Below are 18,729 nucleotides of genomic sequence, written 5' to 3' on the forward strand. Positions count from 1 at the left end.
GCGCTGCGTCGCTACGCTCCTCGCTTCGCCCCAGGATGGCGAACCGAGGGACGTCTCCGCCAGTCTTCCAGGCATGTGGGGGATATCACCAAGCAACCGGCTTGATTGTCCGCACCCGCAATGCTCCGTTGCCGGTTCGGGCATACGGAGAAATTCATGACGGGTTTTGTCGACCGCCAGCGCGCCACGGATTTGATGCAGCGCGCCGGCATTGGGGCGCTGGCGCTCTGCGCGCCCGAGGCCTTCCACTATGCGACCGGCGCGACGATCGGCCCGGCCGGCCTGTTCCGGCGCGCCGGCGCCGGCTTCGTCGTGATCCCGGCCAGACAGGACCTGCCAATCGGCGTCGTGGTCGCGGACTTCAACGCCGCGCAACTGCGGACCGCCGCGCCCGAGATGGTCGTGCGCTCGCACCCGATCTGGATCGAAGCCGCACCGGTCGAGCCAGGATCTACCGGGCGCTCCCTGGCGGAGCGCATCGAGGCAGGCTTGGCTTCGCTCGGCCGCGCGCCTGATTTCTCGCGTCCCGCTACTTTCGACCTGGCCGGCTCGGTCCATCAGTTGCAGGCGATGCTCATCGATTTCGGGCTGGAGCGCGCCACGCTCGGCGTCGACCTCGACTTTATTCCCGCCGCCGATTTTGCCGCCATCCAGGCGCTGCTGCCGAACAGCCCCGTCGTCGACGGTTCGCCCGTGCTGGACCGGCTGCGCGCGGTCAAGTTGGAGCGCGAGGTCGACCTCCTGCGGCAAGGCATCCTCCTGTCGGAAGCCGGCCTGGAGCGGCTGCAGGTCGATGCGATGGCCGGCATGCGCCAGGCCGATCTCGTCGCGCTTTACCGGCAAGGCGTCGCAGCGGCGGCGGCCGGGCTTTCGCATCCGGTCATCACGGCCGAATATGTGACGCTGGGCGCCCGGGCCAAGGGGGCCGACGCCAGGGCCGTGGCCGGCGATCCGCTGAAATGCGACATGGTCTGCACAGTCGGCTTCTGCGCCTCCGACATGTCGCGCAACTTCACCTTCGGCCCGCCTTCCGCCGATCAGGCCGAACTGCATGCCATCGCCGAGCGCGCCTTCGAGGATGGGCTGGCCGAGCTTGTCCCTGGAAACACGCTTGCCCATGTGCATCGCGTCGCCACCGACAGCCTGGCGCGGCAAGGCCTGCGCTCCTACCGTCGCGGCCATTTCGGCCACGGCGTCGGCCAGTCGGTCTTTTCCGAACAATGGCCGTTCATCGCCGCCGGCAGCGATGTCGTGATCGAGGCCGGCATGGTGCTGGCCTTCGAGATCCCGCTCTACATCGACGGCCTCGCCAGCTTCAATCTCGAGGACCAGTTCCTGATCACGCCGGATGGACCGGTCGCGATGAATAGGCTGCCGAGACGGCTGGAGGTGATTGGGTAGGGGGGCAGGGGTTGGCGCTTGTCGCAGTTCGCTGAGAAGTGGCGCTCTACGGCGCCCCCCTCTGCCCTGCCGGGCATCTCCCCCACGAGGGGGGAGATCGACCATCGCGACCGCTTTCGCCAATTTTCAACGTTGCAAAAGAAAGGCCGGCGCCAAAACTGCCAATCTCCCCCCTCGTGGGGGAGATGTCCGGCAGGACAGAGGGGGGCGCCACGGAACTCGGCGGTAGTTGCCGTGGCACGTGAGAAACTAAGCACTCACCGGCGGCCGCCCTTGCGGCACGAGTCGCTTGCGACAGTGGCGGGCGCATGGAACGACAGCGTGCAACCATGATAAGAGGTCGGGTCGAAAACGAGCCAGGGAAGATCGACTTCATGACCGGAGCTGCCAGCCATCCGATCGCGGACGAAGAGGGAGCCAGGGGCGAGCCCGTCCGGCGCATTCCCGACATCATCTCGCTCGTCAAGGATTCCTATGCGGAATTGCGCCCGGCCGAACGCCGCGTCGCCGATGTCGTACTCGAAAATGTCAAATACGCCGTCGACGCCTCCAACGCCGCACTTGCCCAGCGCGCCGGCGTCAGCGAGCCGACGGTGACCCGCTTCTGCCGCGCCATCGGCTGCGAGGGCGTGCGCGACTTCAAGCTGAAGCTGGCGCAGAGCCTCGTCGTCGGTGCGCTCTATCTGGACACGTCGCCGGCCAGGGAGGGCGACATCGGCCTGCCGTTCTGGAACGCCGTGTTCGGCGAAGCGCGCCATGCACTGCAGGAAGCCGAGCGGCAGCTCGATCCGGGTGAGCTGGAAAAGGCGGCCGAGCTGATCGCCCGGGCCCGCCAGGTCACCGTGTTCGGACTCGGCGGCAGCTCTTCGGCGCTGGCGCAGGAAACGCAGCACCGGCTTTTTCGCTACGGCATCTCGACCAGCGCCCAATGCGACCCCTATCTGATGCGCATGACCGCCTCGACGCTGAAGCCTGGCGACCTGGTGATCGCCATCTCGGCGACCGGGCGCACGCGCGAGGTGATCGAGGCCGTCGAACTCGCCAAGCACTACCGCGCCAACGCTATTTGCGTGACGGCGCCCGACACCGAACTTGCCCGCGCCTGCGACGTCAGGCTGACGGTTGCCGTGCCCGAATATCCCGACACGCTGAAGCCGACCGCCTCGCGCTATGCCTTCCTGGCGATGATCGACCTCCTGGCGGTCGCCTCCGCCTACAAGCTCGGCGGGCCGGCGCGAGAGACCGTGCGCCGCATCAAATACAACGCCCAGATCCACCGCACGGGGAAGGAAATGGAGCCGCTGGGAGACTAGTCCCTTCTCCCCGTCACTATACGGGGAGAAGGTGCCGGCAGGCGGATGAGGGGCAGCGCCGAGTTCGACGGTTACCGTCCCAATATACAAATTGGACGCATGAAAGAGGCAAGAAATGCTCGAAATGTCACCATCCAAACAGGCGGCCGCATGGCTTGGCTCCTTTTCGCAGGCGCTTGAATCCGGCGACGTGTCAGCCGCGGCGAACCTGTTCGTCGACGATTGCTACTGGCGCGACCTGCTGACCTTCACCTGGAACGTCACCACCATGGAAGGCCGCGAGGCCATTGCCGACATGTTGAAGTCGACGCTGGCAACGACCAGGCCTGCGGCGTGGCAGCTCACCGGCGAGGCAACCTCCGATGAAGGCACCATCGAAGCCTGGTTCATCTTCGAAACGGCGGTGGCCACGGGACAAGGCATCGTGCGGCTGCGCGATGGCCGCTGCCGCACCCTGTTCACGGCGATGACCGAGCTGAAAGGGTTTGAGGAGCGCAAGGGCGGGGCGCGGCCGCTCGGCGTGCGCCACGAGGCCGATCCCGAACGCGAGACCTGGTCGGAAGCGCGGGCGCGCGAGGCGCGCGAGCTTGGCGTCTCGGAGCAGCCCTATTGCCTGGTCATCGGCGGCGGCCAGGGCGGCATCATGCTCGGCGCGCGGCTGCGTCAGCTCGGCGTGCCGACCATCGTCATCGAGATGAACGCGCGGCCCGGCGATTCCTGGCGCAACCGCTACCGCACGCTCGTGCTGCACGATCCGGTCTGGTACGACCATCTGCCCTACATCCCGTTCCCCGACAATTGGCCCGTCTTCACGCCCAAGGACAAGATGGGCGACTGGCTGGAAATGTACACACGCGTCATGGAGCTGAATTACTGGGTCGCCACCAGGTGCCTCAGCGCCAGTTACGACGAGGCGGAGAAGGTCTGGACCGTGGTGGTCGATCGTGTCGGCCGCCAGATCACGCTGAAGCCGAAGCACATCGTCTTCGCCACCGGCGCCTATGGTCCGCCGCGCAAGATCGAGCTGCCCGGCGCGGACCGGTTCAAGGGCGAGCTGCTGCATTCCAGCCAGTATGCCAGCGGCGATAAATTCCGCGGCAAGAAGGTCGCCGTCATCGGCGCGGCCAGTTCCGGGCACGACGTCTGCGTCGATCTCTGGGAGAGCGGCGCCGACGTCACCATGATCCAGCGCTCGCCGACCACCGTGGTCAAGTCGGACACGCTGATGCAGGTCGGCTTCGAGATCTTCTCCGAGGACGCGCTGGCGCGCGGCATCACCACGGAAAAGGCCGACATGATCGTCGCCTCGACGCCGTTCGCGCTGGTGCCCAAGGGCCAGCGCGCGCTCTACGACGTCATCCGCGCGCGCGACGCGGCTTTCTACGAGCGTCTCGCCGCGTCCGGCTTCGCGCTCGATTTCGGCGACGACGAGACCGGCCTGCTGATGAAGGCCTACCGCACCGGCTCGGGCTATTACATCGATGTCGGCGCGTCGGATCTGATCATCGACGGTAAGGTCGGCATCCGCAGCGGCGTGGGGATAAAATCGCTGACGGCGAAAGGCATCCTGTTCGAGGATGGCAGCGAGCTCGAGGCGGATGCCATCATTGCCTGCACTGGCTACCAGTCGATGAACGAGAACGTGGCCGCACTCGTCTCGCGCGAGGTCGCCGACAAGGTCGGCCCGTGCTGGGGGCTCGGCTCCGGCGTCAAGGGCGACCCCGGCCCCTGGCAAGGCGAATTGCGCAATATGTGGAAACCGACGGCGCAGGAAGCGCTGTGGTTCCACGGCGGCAATCTGGCGCTGTCGCGGTTTTATTCGAAATATGTCGCGCTGCAGATCAAGGCGCGGATGGAAGGGATCGATACGCCGGTTTATGGGGCGGTCAGCAACGCGCCACGGTGACGCTGCTGATCTCCCCCCTTGTGGGGGAGATGGCCGGCAGGCCAGAGGGGGCGCTGTCCTGCCAGCCTTTCATTTCGATCTTCTTTTGCAGTCGTCGGGTTCTTTGTCGGTCGCAATGTGGGCGAGGTTTGCATTCCGTCGCGCCCCCCTCTGCCCTGCCGGGCATCTCCCCCACGAGGGGGGAGATCGGCTAATTATGCCGGTTTCCAAAATGCCGGGCGGCAACCTCGACATGCGTGTGGTTTGCATGCGCTTCGAAACGCTCGGTCTCGCTGACATCGTTCGCCGCCTCGTTCGGCCACCAGGTGCCGCCGATGACGATGCCTTCCGATACCAGCCGCTGATCGGCGACCAGCGAGGCGCCGACCGCGTCGACGAAGGTGAAGCGGCCTGACCGCTGCCGCAGCACGGCGACGTCGCCCAGCGTGCCGACGGCCAGCGTGCCGAGATCGGGCCGCGCGATCGCCTGCGCCGGCGCTTGCGTCGCGGCACGCAAAACCTCGACCAGCGGCATGCCGAGCGCCATCAGCTTGGACATGCAGACCAGTATGTCGAAGGCCGGCCCGTCGACGCAGTAGAGATGCACGTCGCTCGAGATGACATCGGGCGCCAACCCTTCGGCGAGCATGGCGCGAGCGACGTCGAAGTCGAATGAGCCCATGCCGTGGCCGAGATCGAAGATGACGCCGCGCTCGCGCGCCAGCCGCATGTCGGGCCGCACCATGCCGGAGGCGAACACCGGCGCGTTGGGGAACGGCCGGAAGCAATGGGTGAGGATGTCGCCCTGGCGCAGGCGCGGCAACACTTCGGAGCGGCCGGGCGGCGGCTCGTCAATATGCGCCATCAGCGGCAGGCCGGCCTTGTCGGCGGCCTCCAGCGCCAGATCCACCGGCGCGATGCCGCTGGTGCCGCCGGCATGCTTGCCGGAGCGGACCTTGACGCCGACGACCACGTCGGCGTGCTCGCGCACCGCCGCCACCACCTCGCGCGGTTCGCAAAGCCGGAGATCGCCGCACTCGCCGACCGACACCGTCTGCGAGAAGCCGAAAATGCCGGCAAAGGAAATGTTGACATAGGCCAGGATGCGCACCTTGGAGCGCTCCATGACATGGCGGCGGAAGCCGAGGAAATTGCCCGCGCCGGCGCTGCCGGCGTCGATGAAGGTGGTGGTGCCGCTCTTGGCGGCGAGCCGGTCGGCATCGACGCCGAGCGAGGTGCCGCCCCAATAGACGTGGCTGTGCAGGTCGACGAGGCCGGGCGCGACGATGCAGCCTGTCGCGTCGACGACCTGCGCGGCGCTGGTCGCGGGGATGTCGGCGTCGACAGCGGCGACGCGGCCATTGGCGATGGCGACGTCGCGCGGCGCGTCGATGCCTGACGCCGGATCGATCAGCCGTCCACCTTTCAGCAGGAGGTCGAATTGCATGGAGGTGCCTCCGCCTTGTTACGTCGTCTTCAGGCCGGCCTGTACGCGACGGCCTCGACTTCGATCTTGATGTCGATCATCAGCCGCGATTCGACCGTGGTGCGCGCCGGCGGATTTTTCGGGAAGTGCCTGGCGTAGACCGCGTTGAAGCCGCCGAAGTCGCGCGCGTCCTCCAGCCAGACGGTGGTCTTGACCACGTCGTCCATCGTGCAGCCGGCGAGCGCCAGTGCGGCCTTCACATTGGCGAGCACCTGCTCGGTCTGTTCCGTGATGCCGCCCTTGACCACGATCCCGTCGCCGCCGACCGGAACCTGGCCCGAGACAAAGACGAAATCGCCGGCCCGCACGGCGGGCGACAGCGGCACATGGGATGTTCCAAAAGTCTGCTTGGGCAAGGGACGGCCTCCTCCGATGACACGGGCAGGGCACCGAGGCGCCCGCTTTGGGAGGAGATTTACCGCGATCGGGGCGATCCCGATAGAGGCCTAGTTGGAAAGCAACAGTCTTCGAAATCCATGTTGCTTTATTACAGAAGCGCTTGCATCGTGCGCGCTTGCCGGACGGGCTCGACGCCACGACGGACAGACCCCTTGCGAGACCGGAGACGCCGACGATGACCTTCGACAAGAACCCGTTCCCTTCCGGCGGCGCCGACCGCCACGCGCTGTGGGAGATGCTGGTGCGGCGCGACATCGACGCCTTCATCGGCCAGGACTGGTCCATGGTCGAGAACGACTTCGTCGTCGAAAGCTTCTTCGGCATGCACGCGCATTTCCTGGCCAACGCCGACGCCTGGCGGCTGCAGTTCCCGAGACTGGAAATCTATCGCGACGAGTGGTTGCGCCAGGCCAAGGAGACGGCGGCGACCAAATTCGCCGAGCCGCTGCGCGAGGCGCTGTTTCGCGTCACCAATCTGCGTGACATCGATGTCGACGGCGACCGCGCCGTGCTGCACAAGAAGTTCGACGGCTCCGTCGCCAAGGCGGATGGCAGCGTCGACCGGCTGAAATGGCAGACGCTGTATTTCTGCAGGAAGGTTGGGGCGAGCTGGAAGATAGCCGGCTTCATCGGCTACATGCCCTATCCGCTAGGCGCCTGACATAGCGCCTTCGTCATCCGCGCAATTCGCCGTGCCGGCCGCTCAGTAGAGCGTGAAGAACGTCGGTAGCAGGCCGCTTTCCCGGAAATACTCGACGAGTTCGATGATCGGGAAGATGGCGAGGAAATAGAGCCCGTCATAGAAGGTGCGCTTCAACGCGCGCGTCGAGAACTGCAGCTCGTCATTGTCGCGGTAGAGCAGTGGGTTCGGCCAGAACCGGGGCGTCGCCTTGATATAGGCTGAATAGGCCGGGCCGAACTTGCCAAGGAGATATTCGGCTTCCTTGCGCGCCGTGACCCGGAAGATGAGGAAGCTGGCAAGGCCGAGCGCGGCAGCCGCCACCAGCGAGCCATAGAGCAGGCCGATACCGACCGCGCCGACCGTCGAGAAGAAATAGAGCGGGTTCTGGCTCATCGAGAACGGCCCGGTCGAAACCAGCTCCTCATTCTTCTTGCCGCCGACATAGAGGATGCTCCACAGCCGGCCCGCGACGCAGGCGAGCACCAGGCAGAAGCCGAGGAATTCGAGCGTCTCGTGGCCGTTCGAGCCTTCGCTGAGCGCCGGTTTGGTCAGGAACAGCAGCAGCACCGCCAGCGCCGCCGCGACGCGGATGAAAATCAGCCGCTTGCGCTGGACGAAAGCCTTCGAAACCGGCTTGAGAGAGGCGTAGTTCATTGGTGTTTTCCTGGGCGCTCTGTGCGAGCCCGGCCACTGGGGCGCGCCATTGATGGCGGATACAAGGCGCTCACCCTCTATCAGCGCACCGCGAGGCGTTCGTAAAGGCCTTTTGCGCCAGGCAGAGCCATCCTTACGAATTTGTATGCCACCGGACAGGCTGGAGTGAAGTCGCCTGCCTATTGTCCGGATCGCCGCCACAACAATCGACATCGGGACATCAGCCATGCTCGCGCCCACCACGCTCCCCGCCGCACCAAGCCAAAACCGGGTTCCCGAAGTCACTCTCGATTTCTGGCTGATCAAGCTGATGGCGGTGACCATGGGCGAAACGGCGGCCGACTATCTCGCCGTCAACCTCGGTCTCGGGCTAACCGTCACCTCGCTGATCATGACCGGCGTCCTGATCGTCGCCCTCGTCCTCCAGTTCGCGCAGAAGCGCTACGTGCCTTGGGCCTACTGGCTGGCGGTGGTGCTGATCAGCGTCGTCGGCACCCTGGTCACCGACAACCTCGTCGACACGTTCGGCGTGCGCCTGCAGACCACCACGATTGCCTTCTCGGTGGTGCTCGCGGCGACATTCGCGGTCTGGTACGCCACCGAGCGGACGCTGTCGATCCACACCATCTTCACCACCAGGCGCGAAATCTTCTACTGGCTGGCGATCCTGTTCACCTTCTCGCTCGGCACCGCCGCCGGCGACCTCGTCGCCGAGAGTTTCGACATTGGCTATCTCGCCACCGGTCTGCTGTTCGGCGGCGTGATCGCGCTCATCGCGCTCGCCTACTATCTCATCCACCTGGACGGCATCCTGGCCTTCTGGCTCGCCTACATCCTGACGCGGCCGCTCGGCGCCTCATTCGGCGACCTGCTGTCGCAGCCGGCCGAATATGGCGGACTCGGTTTCGGCACCACCTTCACCAGCCTGATCTTCCTCGGCTGCATCATCGCCCTGGTTCTCTACATGACGCTCAGGAAGAAGGCCGATGAGCTCGACGACATGCTGCTGGAGTCGGATTGAGCCGGCACCGAAGTTTCGGCGGTCGCTTGCGTTGAGGCGGCACATCCCTTGCCGATTGGCTGAAACATCGGTCGCTTCGTCATCCACGGGCGGAGCAAGGAGCGTAGTGACGCAGCGCGGACCCGAGGATGACGAAGATGGGAGGCGCTCCGAATTTCCCGCGGCCTGATGCCATCCTAGGAACCAACCCGCGCCGGTGATAGCCTGTCCCGGATATCGGAACTCAACCGGAACAGCGATGCGCCTACTTCTCGTCGAGGACGACCACAGGACGGCGGACTATATCATGCGAGGCCTGACCGAGGCCGGCCATGTCTGCGACCTCCTGCGCAACGGCCATGACGGGCTTTTCGCGGCGACCAGCGGCGGCTACGACGTGATCGTCGCCGACCGGATGATCCCCGGTCTCGACGGCCTGTCCATGGTCAAGGCTGTCCGCGCCGCGGGCGTGCGCACACCAGCGATCTTCCTCACCTCCGTCGGCGGCATCGACGATCGCGTCGAGGGGCTCGAGGCCGGCGGTGACGACTATCTGGTCAAGCCCTTCGCCTTTTCCGAACTGCTTGCCCGCATCAACGCGCTCGGCCGGCGGCCGGCCGCGCAGGAGCAGAGGACGGTCCTGCGGGTTGCGGACCTCGAGATGGACCTGATCATGCGGCGGGTGGTCAGGCGGGGCCAGCCGATCGACTTGCAGCCGAGGGAGTTCAGCCTGCTCGAGGTGCTGATGCGCGGCGAGGGCCGCGTCATCACCCGCACCATGCTTCTGGAACGCGTCTGGGATTTTCATTTCGATCCCAAGACCAGCGTCGTCGAGACCCATATCAGCCGGCTGCGGGCCAAGGTCGACAAGCCGTTCGACACCCAGCTCATCCACACCATCCGCAACACCGGCTACAGCCTGCACGCGCCGCTCGCACCATGACAGGAACGTGGGCCCGCCTGCCGCGCAGCACGCCGTTCCGGCTTGCCCTGACGTTCGCCTTCCTGTTCATGCTGGCCTTCATCCTGGCGGGCGCCATCGTCTACCAGATGATGAGCGCCGATCTTGCCGAGCAGCTCGACGACACCGTCAAGGAAACCTACGCCGTCATCGCCTCAACCTATACCGACACCGATCCCAAGGAGCTGGTGGAGACCATTGAGAGCCACTCCTTGCGGAGCCCGAAGAAGGAGCAGCTGTTTTCGCTGACCGACCCAGCCGGCAACCGCCTGGCCGGCAACTTCACCGCCGCGGGACTTCCCGAAGGCTTTTCGATGTTCGGCGCCGAAATGCCCGGCCTGCCCGCGGGGACCGAATACCGCGCCTATTCCGGTTCGCTCGGCGCCAACACACTGACCATCGCCTTCAGCCTCTCCGAGACGAAGGAGCTGGAGGCGATCATGCTGATGAGCTTCGGCTGGGCGACGCTGATCATCACCGGCCTGGCCGTCACCGGTGGCGCCCTGCTCGCCTCGCGCGTCCAGCGCCGTCTCGACGGCATCGCCGCCACGATGGTCGACGTTTCGCATGGCCGGCTCGATACCCGCATCCCGCTGACCGGCAAGGGCGACGACATCGACATCGTCTCCAGCCAGGTCAACGCCGCGCTCGATCGCCTGTCGGCGCTGGTCGAAGGCATGAAACAGGTCAGCGCCGACATCGCGCACGATTTGAAGACGCCGCTCAACCGCCTGCAGATGATCCTGGAGGGCGCCGCCGACAAGGCCGCGCGGCACCAGGACGTTTCCGACGATCTGGCCGACGCGCGCATGGAGGGCCACCAGATCAACGAGACCTTCGATGCGCTGCTGCGGATCGCGCAGATCGAGGCCGGCGCGCGCAAGGCGCGCTTCACCGATGTCGATCTCGGCGACATCCTGCGGACCATCGCCGAAATCTACACCGACGTGGCCGAGGACGATGGCAAGTCGCTGTCACCGCCGCGGCTGGAGGAGACGACCGGCCGGATCCATGGTGACCGCGAACTGTTGACGCAGATGGTCGCCAATCTGGTGGAGAACACGCTGCGCCATTGCCCGCCCGGCACCTCGATCAAACTGTCGGTGACGCGTCAGGGCGACCGCGTCCTTGCCTGCGTCGCCGACAACGGACCCGGCATTCCCGCCGGCGAGCGCGAAAAAGTGTTTCAGCGGCTCTACCGGCTGGACCACAGCCGATCGACGCCAGGCAGCGGTCTCGGCCTCAGCCTCGTCCGGGCCATCGCCGACCTGCACGGCGCGACCATCACGCTCGAGGATTGTAAGCCTGGGCTGGCCGTGGCGGTGAGTTTTCCGCTGGCAATGGATTGACTTCGGAAGTTGGCGAAAGCCGGTGTAACGGCCAATCTCCCCGCTTGCGGGGGAGATGCCTGGCAAGGCAGAGGGGGGTGCTGTCCCGCCGACCTGTCGATCCATCGCGACCCATCGGCGGGCTTATAAACGGCCGAGGCCGGCGATCCTTCACACCCCCCTCTGGCCTGCCGGCCATCTCCCCCGCAAGGGGGGAGATCGCTGTTACGTCACCGCTCGATCCGCGTCGACAGGATGATCGATGACGCGGTTCGTTCGACCCCGTCCATGGCGCCGATCCGGTCGAGCAGCGCGTCGAGGTCGCGGATGGACGGCGCGTCGACGATGACGATCATGTCGAAATTGCCGCTGACGGAGTGCAGCGTCCGCACGGGCGGCAGCGCCTGCAGCGCGCGCACCACTTTGTCGGCGAGCTTGGGTGTGACGGTGAGCAGCACATGCGCCCTGACCAGCCCCTGCTCGTAGTCCGGCGCCAGTCTGACGCCATAACCCGTGATGATGCCGCGCTGCTCCAGCCGCTCGATCCGGCTTTGCACCGTGGTGCGCGACACGCCGAGCTGCCGCGCCAGTTCGGCCGTCGAGGCGCGCGCGTTGGCGCGCAGCAGCGAAAGCAGGGCCTGTTCGGCGTCACTGAGCATTTCGACGAATCCATTCGGCAAATCGACAAAAGATAGGGTTCACTTTGCAGAATTCCACGCTTCCTTTCGCCAGGCAAACTGCGATGATTCCGGCAAGCGCAGATGGCAGGAGTATTTGACCATGAATAACATCGTTATCGTCGGGGCCGGCAAGATCGGTTCGACCATCGCCGAAATGCTCGCTGAAACGGGCGACTACCACGTCACCCTCGTCGACCGCTCGGCGGCGCAGCTCACTGCCGCCGAAGTGCCCGACGGCGTCGAGACGCTCGAACTCGACATCGCGGCGGTTGGCGCGCTTGAAGCCGCACTCGCCGGCAAGTTCGCCGTGCTGAGCGCCGCCCCCTTCCAGCTCACCACGCGCATCGCCGAGGCGGCGGCCAGCGCCGGCGTGCATTATCTCGACCTCACCGAGGATGTCGTCTCGACTAGGCGCGTCAAGGAGCTGGCACGCTCCGCCAAGAGCGCCTTCATCCCGCAATGCGGCCTGGCGCCGGGCTTCATCTCGATCGTCGCCAACGACCTCGCCAGCCGCTTCGACACGCTGGAAAGCGTGCGCATGCGCGTCGGCGCGCTGCCGCAATACCCGTCCAACGCGCTGAACTACAATTTGACCTGGAGCACCGACGGCGTCATCAACGAATATTGCGAGCCCTGCGAGGCGATCGTCGAGGGCGAACTGGTCGAAGTGCCGCCGCTGGAGGAGCGCGAGGAATTTTCGCTCGACGGCGTCACCTACGAAGCCTTCAACACCTCGGGCGGGCTGGGCACCTTGGCCGAGACGCTGAAGGGCAAGGTGCGCACGCTGAACTACCGCACCATCCGCTATCCCGGCCATGCCGCGATCATGAAGGCGCTGCTCAACGATCTCGGCCTGCGCCACCGCCGCGACGTGCTGAAGGACATTTTCGAAAGCGCCCTGCCGGCAACGCTGCAGGACGTGGTCATCGTCTTCGTCACCGTCTCCGGCCGCAAGAACGGCCGCCTGCTGCAGGAGACCTACGCCAACAAGATCTATTCCCGGCGCGTCGGCCAGACGGTGCGCAGCGCCATCCAGATCACCACGGCTTCTGGAATCTGCGCCGTGCTCGACATGCTGGCCGATGGCTCGCTGCCGGCGACCGGCTTCGTCAAGCAAGAGGATATCGCGCTCGAAGCCTTCCTGGCCAACCGCTTCGGCCGCGCCTATGCCCAACACGAGATGGTTAGCCGGCTGGCGGGGTGATGGTTCGCGCCTTTCCTCTCCCCCGTCGATCGGGGGAGAGGTGTCGAGCGAAGCTCGACGGAGTGGGGGTCGACCTGGCTCGGGCGGTGTTATTTCAAGCCGGGCGATGCCTCGTCCTGGTTGATTGAGGCTGGTGGCGAGCTGTCAGCGGCCGCGCATTTGAGGACCGGCTTCCCCCACTCCGTCGCTGCTTCGCAGCGCCACCTCTCCCCCCTCCGGAGGGAGAGGAAAGGGGCGGGACACCTCAAATATGCAACGCGTGCCCCAGCGTCTTCAGCGCCGCTTCCTGGAACCCTTCGCCTTGCGTCGGATGCGCATGGATGGTGCCGGCGATGTCCTCCAGCCGCGCGCCCATCTCCAGCGCCAGCCCAAAAGCCGTCGACAGCTCCGACACGCCCTGACCGACCGCCTGAATGCCGAGCACCAGATGATTGTCCGCACGCGCCACGACGCGGACGAACCCGTCCTCGCCGAGCTTCGTCATGGCGCGGCCATTGGCGGCGAAGGGGAACAGGCCGATCTTGATCTCGCCCCGGGCCTTGGCTTCCTCGGGCGACAGCCCCGCCGTCACCAGCTCGGGATCGGTGAAACAGACGGCGGGGATCGAGCGCTTGTCCCAGCTGCGCTTGTGGCCGGCGACGATCTCGGCGACCATCTCGCCTTGTGCCATCGCCCGGTGCGCCAGCATCGGCTCGCCGGTGACGTCGCCGATGGCGAAGACGCCGCGCATCGAGGTCCGGCATTGGTCGTCGATCCTGATGAACTTTCCCGCCCTGTCGAGATCGATCTGCTCGAGACCCCAGCCCTCGGTCACCGGTTTGCGGCCGACCGTCACCAGGATCCTGTCGGCGACAACTTTGCCGCTCTTGCCGTCCGACGTCTCGACCAGCAGCGCATCGCCTTTTGTCGACAGCCCCTTGGCCTTGGCGCCTGTCATCACCTCGACGCCGAGCGCTGCGAGCCGCTTGACCACCGGCCGGGTCAGCTCGGCATCATACTGCGCCAGCACGCGCGGCAAGGCTTCGACGACGGTAACCTTGGCGCCCATCTTGGCGAAGGCCATGCCGAGTTCGAGGCCGATATAGCCGCCACCGACGACAGCAAGTTTTTCGGGCACCTCGCTCAGCGCCAGGGCCTCGGTGGACGAGATCACCGGCCCGCCGAAAGGCAGGAACGGCAGTTCGACCGGCGCCGAGCCGGTGGCAATCACGATCGTCTCGGCTCGGATCACCTGGCTTCCGGTCTCGGTCTCGACCTCGACGGTCTTGCCGTCGCGAAAGGTCGCCCAGCCATGCACCGTCTTCACCCCGGCCTTCTTCAGCAGGCCGGCGACGCCGCTGTTGAGCCGGCTGACGATCCCGTCCTTCCAGGCGACGGTCCTGGCCAGATCGAGCGCCGGCGCCGTCACCGAAATGCCGAGCGGGCTCTTGCCTCCGGCCATGTCGGACACCTTCTCGAACTCCTCCGCCGCATGGATCAGCGCTTTGGACGGGATACAGCCGACATTGAGGCAGGTGCCGCCAGGCTTGCTGGCTTCGACGATAACCGTATCGACGCCGAGCTGCCCGGCACGAATGGCGCAGACATACCCGCCCGGACCGGCGCCGATGACCAGCAGCTTGCAGGAGATTTCTTTCATGATGGCACGCTCTTTTTGATGGAGGCCCCCTCATCCGGCCGCTTCGCGGCCACCTTCTCCCCGCTGGGGAGAAGAGACTGGCACAGGCGTCGATAATCTCCTCTCCCCTCGGGGAGAGGTCGGATTGCCCCGAATTGCCATTGCAATTCGGCTGGCAATCCGGGTGAGGGGGACTTTGCGACCGTTCTCATCCCCCTCTAATCCACGAAAATCAGCGCCGGCGTCTCCAGCAGCGCCTTGATCCGCTGGATGAACACCGCCGCGTCCCAGCCGTCGATGACGCGGTGGTCGAAGCTCGACGACAGGTTCATCATCTTGCGCGGGATGAACTGCGCGCCGTCCCACAGCGGCCGCACCATCATCTTGTTGACGCCGATGATCGCCACTTCCGGATGGTTGATGACCGGCGTGGTCGCCACACCGCCCATGGCGCCGAGCGAGGTGATGGTGATGGTCGAGCCCGACAGCTCGTCACGAGTCGCGGTGCCCGACTTGGCCGCCTCGGCCAGCCTGAAGACCTCGGCGCCGCAATCCCAGATGTCGCGCGCCTCGGCATGCCTGACGACAGGCACCACCAGCCCCGACGGCGTCTGCGCGGCGATGCCGATATGGACGCCGCCATGCTGGTGGATGATGCCGGCCTCGTCGTCGAACAAAGAATTGAGCTGGGGCTGGTCCGCGATCGCCTTGACCATCGCCCGCATCAGGAACGGCAGCAAGGTCAGCTTCGGCCTCTCCCCACCTCCTTTGGCAACACGCTTTTCCTTGTTGAGCGCGGCCCGCAATTCCTCGAGCGCCGTCACGTCGATCTCCTCGACATAGGTGATGTGCGGGATGCGCGATTTCGACAGCATCATCTTCTCGGCGATCTTGCGCCGCAAGCCGACCAGTTTGATGTCCTCGATCGCATCGTTGCGGGCGAGACCCGATGCCTTGGCCACTTGCGGACCGCGCGCCAGGAAGGCCTCGATGTCTTCGTGGCCGATGCGGCCGGCCGGGCCGCTGCCTGCGACTTGCCTGAGATCGATGCCGGCCTCTTTCGCGCGCAAGCGGACGGCCGGCGAGGCCAGCGGCTTTTCGCCTTCCGGGCGCGGTGCGCCGGAGGCCGAGGACCGTGCGATGGTCTTGGCGGCAGCCAGCGATGCAGCGGGTTTCACCGGTGCCTCGATGGGTTTTGCTGCCTTGGGCGGCGGTGCGGTTTCGGGCTTCGGGCTCGCCGGCTTGGCGGGCGCTTCAGCCTCGGCGGTTGGTTCCGGTTCTTTGCCGGCAGCCTTCACATTGCCCGCGCCCGCCACCTTCAGCCGTACGATCGGCGAACCGATCGCCACCGTGTCGCCGATCTCGGCGCCCAGCCACAGGATCTCGCCATCGACGGGCGACGGGATTTCGACCGTCGCCTTGTCGGTCATGACAGCGGCCAGCACGGTGTCCTCGCGCACGATGTCGCCGATCTTCACATGCCATTCGACGAGTTCGGCTTCGGCGACGCCCTCGCCGACATCGGGCAGCTTGATGATGTGTTCGCCCATCTCAGGCCTCTCTAAGCTTCCAATGTTTCTATGAGCGCACGGCCGACGCGCGCGGGCCCCGGAAAATAGTCCCACTCCTGCGCATGCGGATAGGGCGTGTCCCAGCCGGCGACGCGGACCACCGGCGCCTCCAGATGGTAGAAGCAGTTTTCCTGCACCAGCGCCGACAGCTCGGCGCCGAACCCGGAGGTCAGCGTCGCCTCGTGCACGACGACGCAGCGCCCGGTCTTCTTGACCGAGGCCACGATCGTGTCGAGGTCGAGCGGCAGCAGGGTCCTGAGGTCGATGATCTCGGCATCGATGCCGGTCTCCTCGGCCGCGGCCTGCGCGACATAGACCATGGTGCCGTAGGCGAGCACAGTGACGGCGGAACCTGCCCTGCGGATCGCCGCCTTGCCGAGCGGCACGGTGTAGTGGCCGTCGGCGACCTCGCCGAGCTCGTGCTTCGACCACGGCGTCACCGGCCGGTCGTGATGGCCGTCGAACGGGCCGTTGTAGAGCCGCTTCGGCTCCAAAAAGATCACCGGGTCGGGATCCTCGATCGCCGCGATCAGCAAGCCCTTGGCGTCACGCGGATTGGATGGCACCACCGTCTTCAAGCCCGACACGTGGGTGAACAGCGCTTCCGGGCTCTGGCTATGCGTCTGGCCGCCGAAGATGCCGCCGCCGGTCGGCATGCGCACCACGATCGGGCAGGTGAAATCGCCGTTCGACCGGTAGCGCAGCCTTGCGGCTTCCTGCGTCAGCTGGTCGTAGGCCGGATACATGTAGTCGGCAAACTGAATCTCCACGCACGGCTTCAGGCCGTAGGCGGCCATGCCGATGGCCGAGCCGACAATGCCGGATTCGTTGATCGGCGCGTCGAAGCAGCGGCTCTTGCCGTATTTGGCCTGCAGCCCGTGGGTGACGCGAAAAACGCCGCCGAAGAAGCCGACATCCTCGCCGAACACGACGACTTTATCGTCGCGCTCCATCGACACGTCCATGGCATCCCGAATGGCCTCGATCATGGTCCGCCTTGGCATGGCTCAGACTCCCGCCTGCTGGCGCTGGCGCCTGAGATGCGGCGGCATCTCGGCATAGAGGCCCTCGAACATGTCGCGCGTCGACGGCTTGCCGCCGGCATGCAGCGTGCCGTGGCTTTCCGCCTCCTTCTGTGCCGCGATCACCGTGTCGAGTATTTCCGCCTCGGCCTGCGCGTGCCGCTCGTCCGACCAGACGCCGAGCTTGATGAGATGGTTCTTCAGCCGCACGACCGGATCGCCGAGCGGCCAGGCGTCGGACTCCGTCTTTGGCCGGTAGGCGGAGGGATCGTCCGAACTCGAATGGGCGCCGGCGCGGTAGGTGACATATTCGACCAGCGTCGGCCCGAGATTGTCGCGCGCCCTGGTCGCCGCCCATTTGGCCACCGCATGCACGGCGAGATAGTCGTTGCCGTCGACGCGCAGCGACGGGATGCCGAAGCCGAGACCCCGCGCCGCAAAAGTGCCCGAGCCGCCGCGCGCAATGCCCTGAAAAGTCGAGATCGCCCATTGGTTGTTGACGACATTGAGCACGACCGGCGCCTTGTAGGTGGAGGCGAACACCAGCGCCGAATGGAAGTCGGATTCCGCCGTCGAGCCGTCGCCGATCCAGGCGGCGGCGATGCGCGAATCGTTCGAGATCGCCGAGGCCATCGCCCAGCCGACCGCCTGGATATACTGCGTCGCCAGATTGCCGGAGATCGAGAAGAAGCCGTGCTCTTTCGACGAATACATGATCGGCAGCTGCCGACCCTTCAGCGGATCGGCCTCGTTGGAGTAGATCTGGTTCATCATCGTGACCATCGGATAGCCGTCGGCGATCAGCAGCCCGGCCTGGCGATAGGTCGGGAAGTTCATGTCGCCCGGGGCAAGCGCCTTGCGGAAGGCGCAGCTCACCGCTTCTTCGCCCAGATGCTGCATGTAGAAAGAGGTCTTGCCTTGCCGCTGCGCCATCTGCATGCGCGCGTCGAAGGTGCGCAGCGTCATCATGTTGCGCAGGCCTTCCAGCAGCTCCTCGCTGGAAAGCAGCCCGGCCCACGGCCCGACGGCCTCGCCGTTGCGGTTCAGCACCCGGATGATCGAGAAAGCCATGTCGCGGATGGTGCGCGGATCGACGTCGATGTCGGGACGCGGCACCGAGCCGGCCTGGGCGATGGTCACGTTGGAGAAATCAGGCGTGCCGCCCGGCCGCACTTCCGGCTCCGGAACGTGAAACCGCAACATCCCAGCATCGGCCATGACCTCGAGTCCTCCAATGTTGCCTGATGCGGATATTTGCACATCCGCGCGTCCAGGGCGAATTCGCCAAGCAAGTCATCCGGGTATTGGTTCCGGCCGCGCCGGCCGATCCCAGCCTCCCGCGCTCAGGATGAAGATATGTCGGCGAAATTTCTTGTCGATGTTGAGCGGCGGCACGCAATTTGGCGCAAGGTTCTGGGCAGGTTGCCGCAAGACGAGGTATTTCTGGGTGTCGGGCGCAATGCGAGGGTCGCAGACGCAGAATAACGTTCGGTCGAGTTCCCTGCGCCCCCCTCTGTCCTGCCGG

Annotated in this window: 17 protein-coding genes; 8 read left to right on the forward strand and 9 right to left on the reverse strand. The window is 65.7% G+C overall.

The window, feature by feature from the left end:
* Positions 1-156 precede the first annotated feature (156 nt).
* The 3 genes from FJW08_RS30010 to FJW08_RS30025 all read left to right on the forward strand — a co-directional run bounded on the left by FJW08_RS30010 (position 157) and on the right by FJW08_RS30025 (position 4,620).
* Positions 157-1,401, forward strand: coding sequence for a Xaa-Pro peptidase family protein (locus tag FJW08_RS30010; RefSeq protein WP_140813462.1), 1,245 nt, complete (start codon positions 157-159; stop codon positions 1,399-1,401).
* 374 nt (positions 1,402-1,775) lie between these two features.
* On the forward strand, positions 1,776-2,714 hold the full coding sequence (locus FJW08_RS30020; protein ID WP_140813464.1) for a MurR/RpiR family transcriptional regulator: 939 nt from the start codon (positions 1,776-1,778) through the stop codon (positions 2,712-2,714).
* Positions 2,715-2,829: 115 nt separating this feature from the next.
* Positions 2,830-4,620, forward strand: coding sequence for an NAD(P)/FAD-dependent oxidoreductase (locus FJW08_RS30025; RefSeq protein ID WP_140813465.1), 1,791 nt, complete (start codon positions 2,830-2,832; stop codon positions 4,618-4,620).
* Between the two features lie 190 nt (positions 4,621-4,810).
* Here FJW08_RS30025 and FJW08_RS30030 read toward each other — a convergent pair whose 3' ends face one another.
* Both FJW08_RS30030 and FJW08_RS30035 read right to left on the reverse strand, forming a co-directional pair.
* Positions 4,811-6,046, reverse strand: a complete 1,236-nt coding sequence (locus FJW08_RS30030) for an amidohydrolase/deacetylase family metallohydrolase (protein ID WP_140813466.1) — start codon at positions 6,044-6,046, stop codon at positions 4,811-4,813.
* A gap of 29 nt (positions 6,047-6,075) precedes the next feature.
* Positions 6,076-6,441, reverse strand: coding sequence for a RidA family protein (locus FJW08_RS30035; RefSeq protein ID WP_140813467.1), 366 nt, complete (start codon positions 6,439-6,441; stop codon positions 6,076-6,078).
* Between the two features lie 218 nt (positions 6,442-6,659).
* On the opposite strand from FJW08_RS30035, the gene FJW08_RS30040 reads away from it, so the two are divergent.
* Complete coding sequence (locus tag FJW08_RS30040; protein ID WP_140813468.1) at positions 6,660-7,145, forward strand: hypothetical protein; 486 nt, start codon at positions 6,660-6,662, stop codon at positions 7,143-7,145.
* Positions 7,146-7,187: 42 nt separating this feature from the next.
* Here the strand turns inward: FJW08_RS30040 and FJW08_RS30045 are convergent, their stop codons facing one another.
* Positions 7,188-7,820, reverse strand: coding sequence for an isoprenylcysteine carboxylmethyltransferase family protein (locus FJW08_RS30045; protein WP_140813469.1), 633 nt, complete (start codon positions 7,818-7,820; stop codon positions 7,188-7,190).
* Positions 7,821-8,046: 226 nt separating this feature from the next.
* On the opposite strand from FJW08_RS30045, the gene FJW08_RS30050 reads away from it, so the two are divergent.
* The 3 genes from FJW08_RS30050 to FJW08_RS30060 all read left to right on the forward strand — a co-directional run bounded on the left by FJW08_RS30050 (position 8,047) and on the right by FJW08_RS30060 (position 11,130).
* Positions 8,047-8,841 carry a hypothetical protein gene (locus tag FJW08_RS30050; protein ID WP_140813470.1) on the forward strand — a complete coding sequence of 265 codons (795 nt, stop codon included), beginning with the start codon at positions 8,047-8,049 and terminating at the stop codon, positions 8,839-8,841.
* A gap of 238 nt (positions 8,842-9,079) precedes the next feature.
* Positions 9,080-9,763, forward strand: coding sequence for a winged helix-turn-helix domain-containing protein (locus FJW08_RS30055; protein ID WP_140762347.1), 684 nt, complete (start codon positions 9,080-9,082; stop codon positions 9,761-9,763).
* Positions 9,760-11,130, forward strand: coding sequence for an ATP-binding protein (locus FJW08_RS30060; RefSeq protein ID WP_140813471.1), 1,371 nt, complete (start codon positions 9,760-9,762; stop codon positions 11,128-11,130). Before FJW08_RS30055 ends, FJW08_RS30060 begins: the two co-directional genes overlap by 4 nt.
* A gap of 209 nt (positions 11,131-11,339) precedes the next feature.
* Here FJW08_RS30060 and FJW08_RS30065 read toward each other — a convergent pair whose 3' ends face one another.
* Positions 11,340-11,768, reverse strand: a complete 429-nt coding sequence (locus FJW08_RS30065) for an Lrp/AsnC family transcriptional regulator (protein ID WP_140813472.1) — start codon at positions 11,766-11,768, stop codon at positions 11,340-11,342.
* Between the two features lie 121 nt (positions 11,769-11,889).
* Between FJW08_RS30065 and FJW08_RS30070 the strand changes: the two genes are divergently transcribed.
* The gene (locus FJW08_RS30070; RefSeq protein ID WP_140813473.1) at positions 11,890-12,993 is read left to right on the forward strand and encodes a saccharopine dehydrogenase family protein; all 1,104 of its coding nucleotides are present in this window, start codon (positions 11,890-11,892) and stop codon (positions 12,991-12,993) included.
* A 244-nt stretch (positions 12,994-13,237) separates the two neighbouring features.
* Here the strand turns inward: FJW08_RS30070 and lpdA are convergent, their stop codons facing one another.
* From lpdA to FJW08_RS32770, 5 genes are all read right to left on the reverse strand, one after another.
* Entirely contained in the window at positions 13,238-14,632 is a 1,395-nt protein-coding gene (lpdA, locus tag FJW08_RS30080) for a dihydrolipoyl dehydrogenase (RefSeq protein ID WP_140813474.1), read from the reverse strand.
* A gap of 197 nt (positions 14,633-14,829) precedes the next feature.
* Complete coding sequence (locus FJW08_RS30085) at positions 14,830-16,161, reverse strand: dihydrolipoamide acetyltransferase family protein (protein WP_140813475.1); 1,332 nt, start codon at positions 16,159-16,161, stop codon at positions 14,830-14,832.
* Positions 16,162-16,172: 11 nt separating this feature from the next.
* A complete protein-coding gene (locus tag FJW08_RS30090) occupies positions 16,173-17,186 on the reverse strand; it encodes an alpha-ketoacid dehydrogenase subunit beta (RefSeq protein ID WP_140813476.1) in 1,014 nt (337 codons plus the stop codon).
* 3 nt (positions 17,187-17,189) lie between these two features.
* Complete coding sequence (locus FJW08_RS30095) at positions 17,190-18,422, reverse strand: 3-methyl-2-oxobutanoate dehydrogenase (2-methylpropanoyl-transferring) subunit alpha (protein WP_140762328.1); 1,233 nt, start codon at positions 18,420-18,422, stop codon at positions 17,190-17,192.
* A 75-nt stretch (positions 18,423-18,497) separates the two neighbouring features.
* A partial coding sequence (locus tag FJW08_RS32770) for a hypothetical protein (RefSeq protein WP_210241229.1) occupies positions 18,498-18,729 on the reverse strand: 232 nt, incomplete at its 5' end.

Origin of the sequence: Mesorhizobium sp. B3-2-1 (genome assembly GCF_006439515.1) — a bacterium.
Lineage (GTDB): Bacteria > Pseudomonadota > Alphaproteobacteria > Rhizobiales > Rhizobiaceae > Mesorhizobium.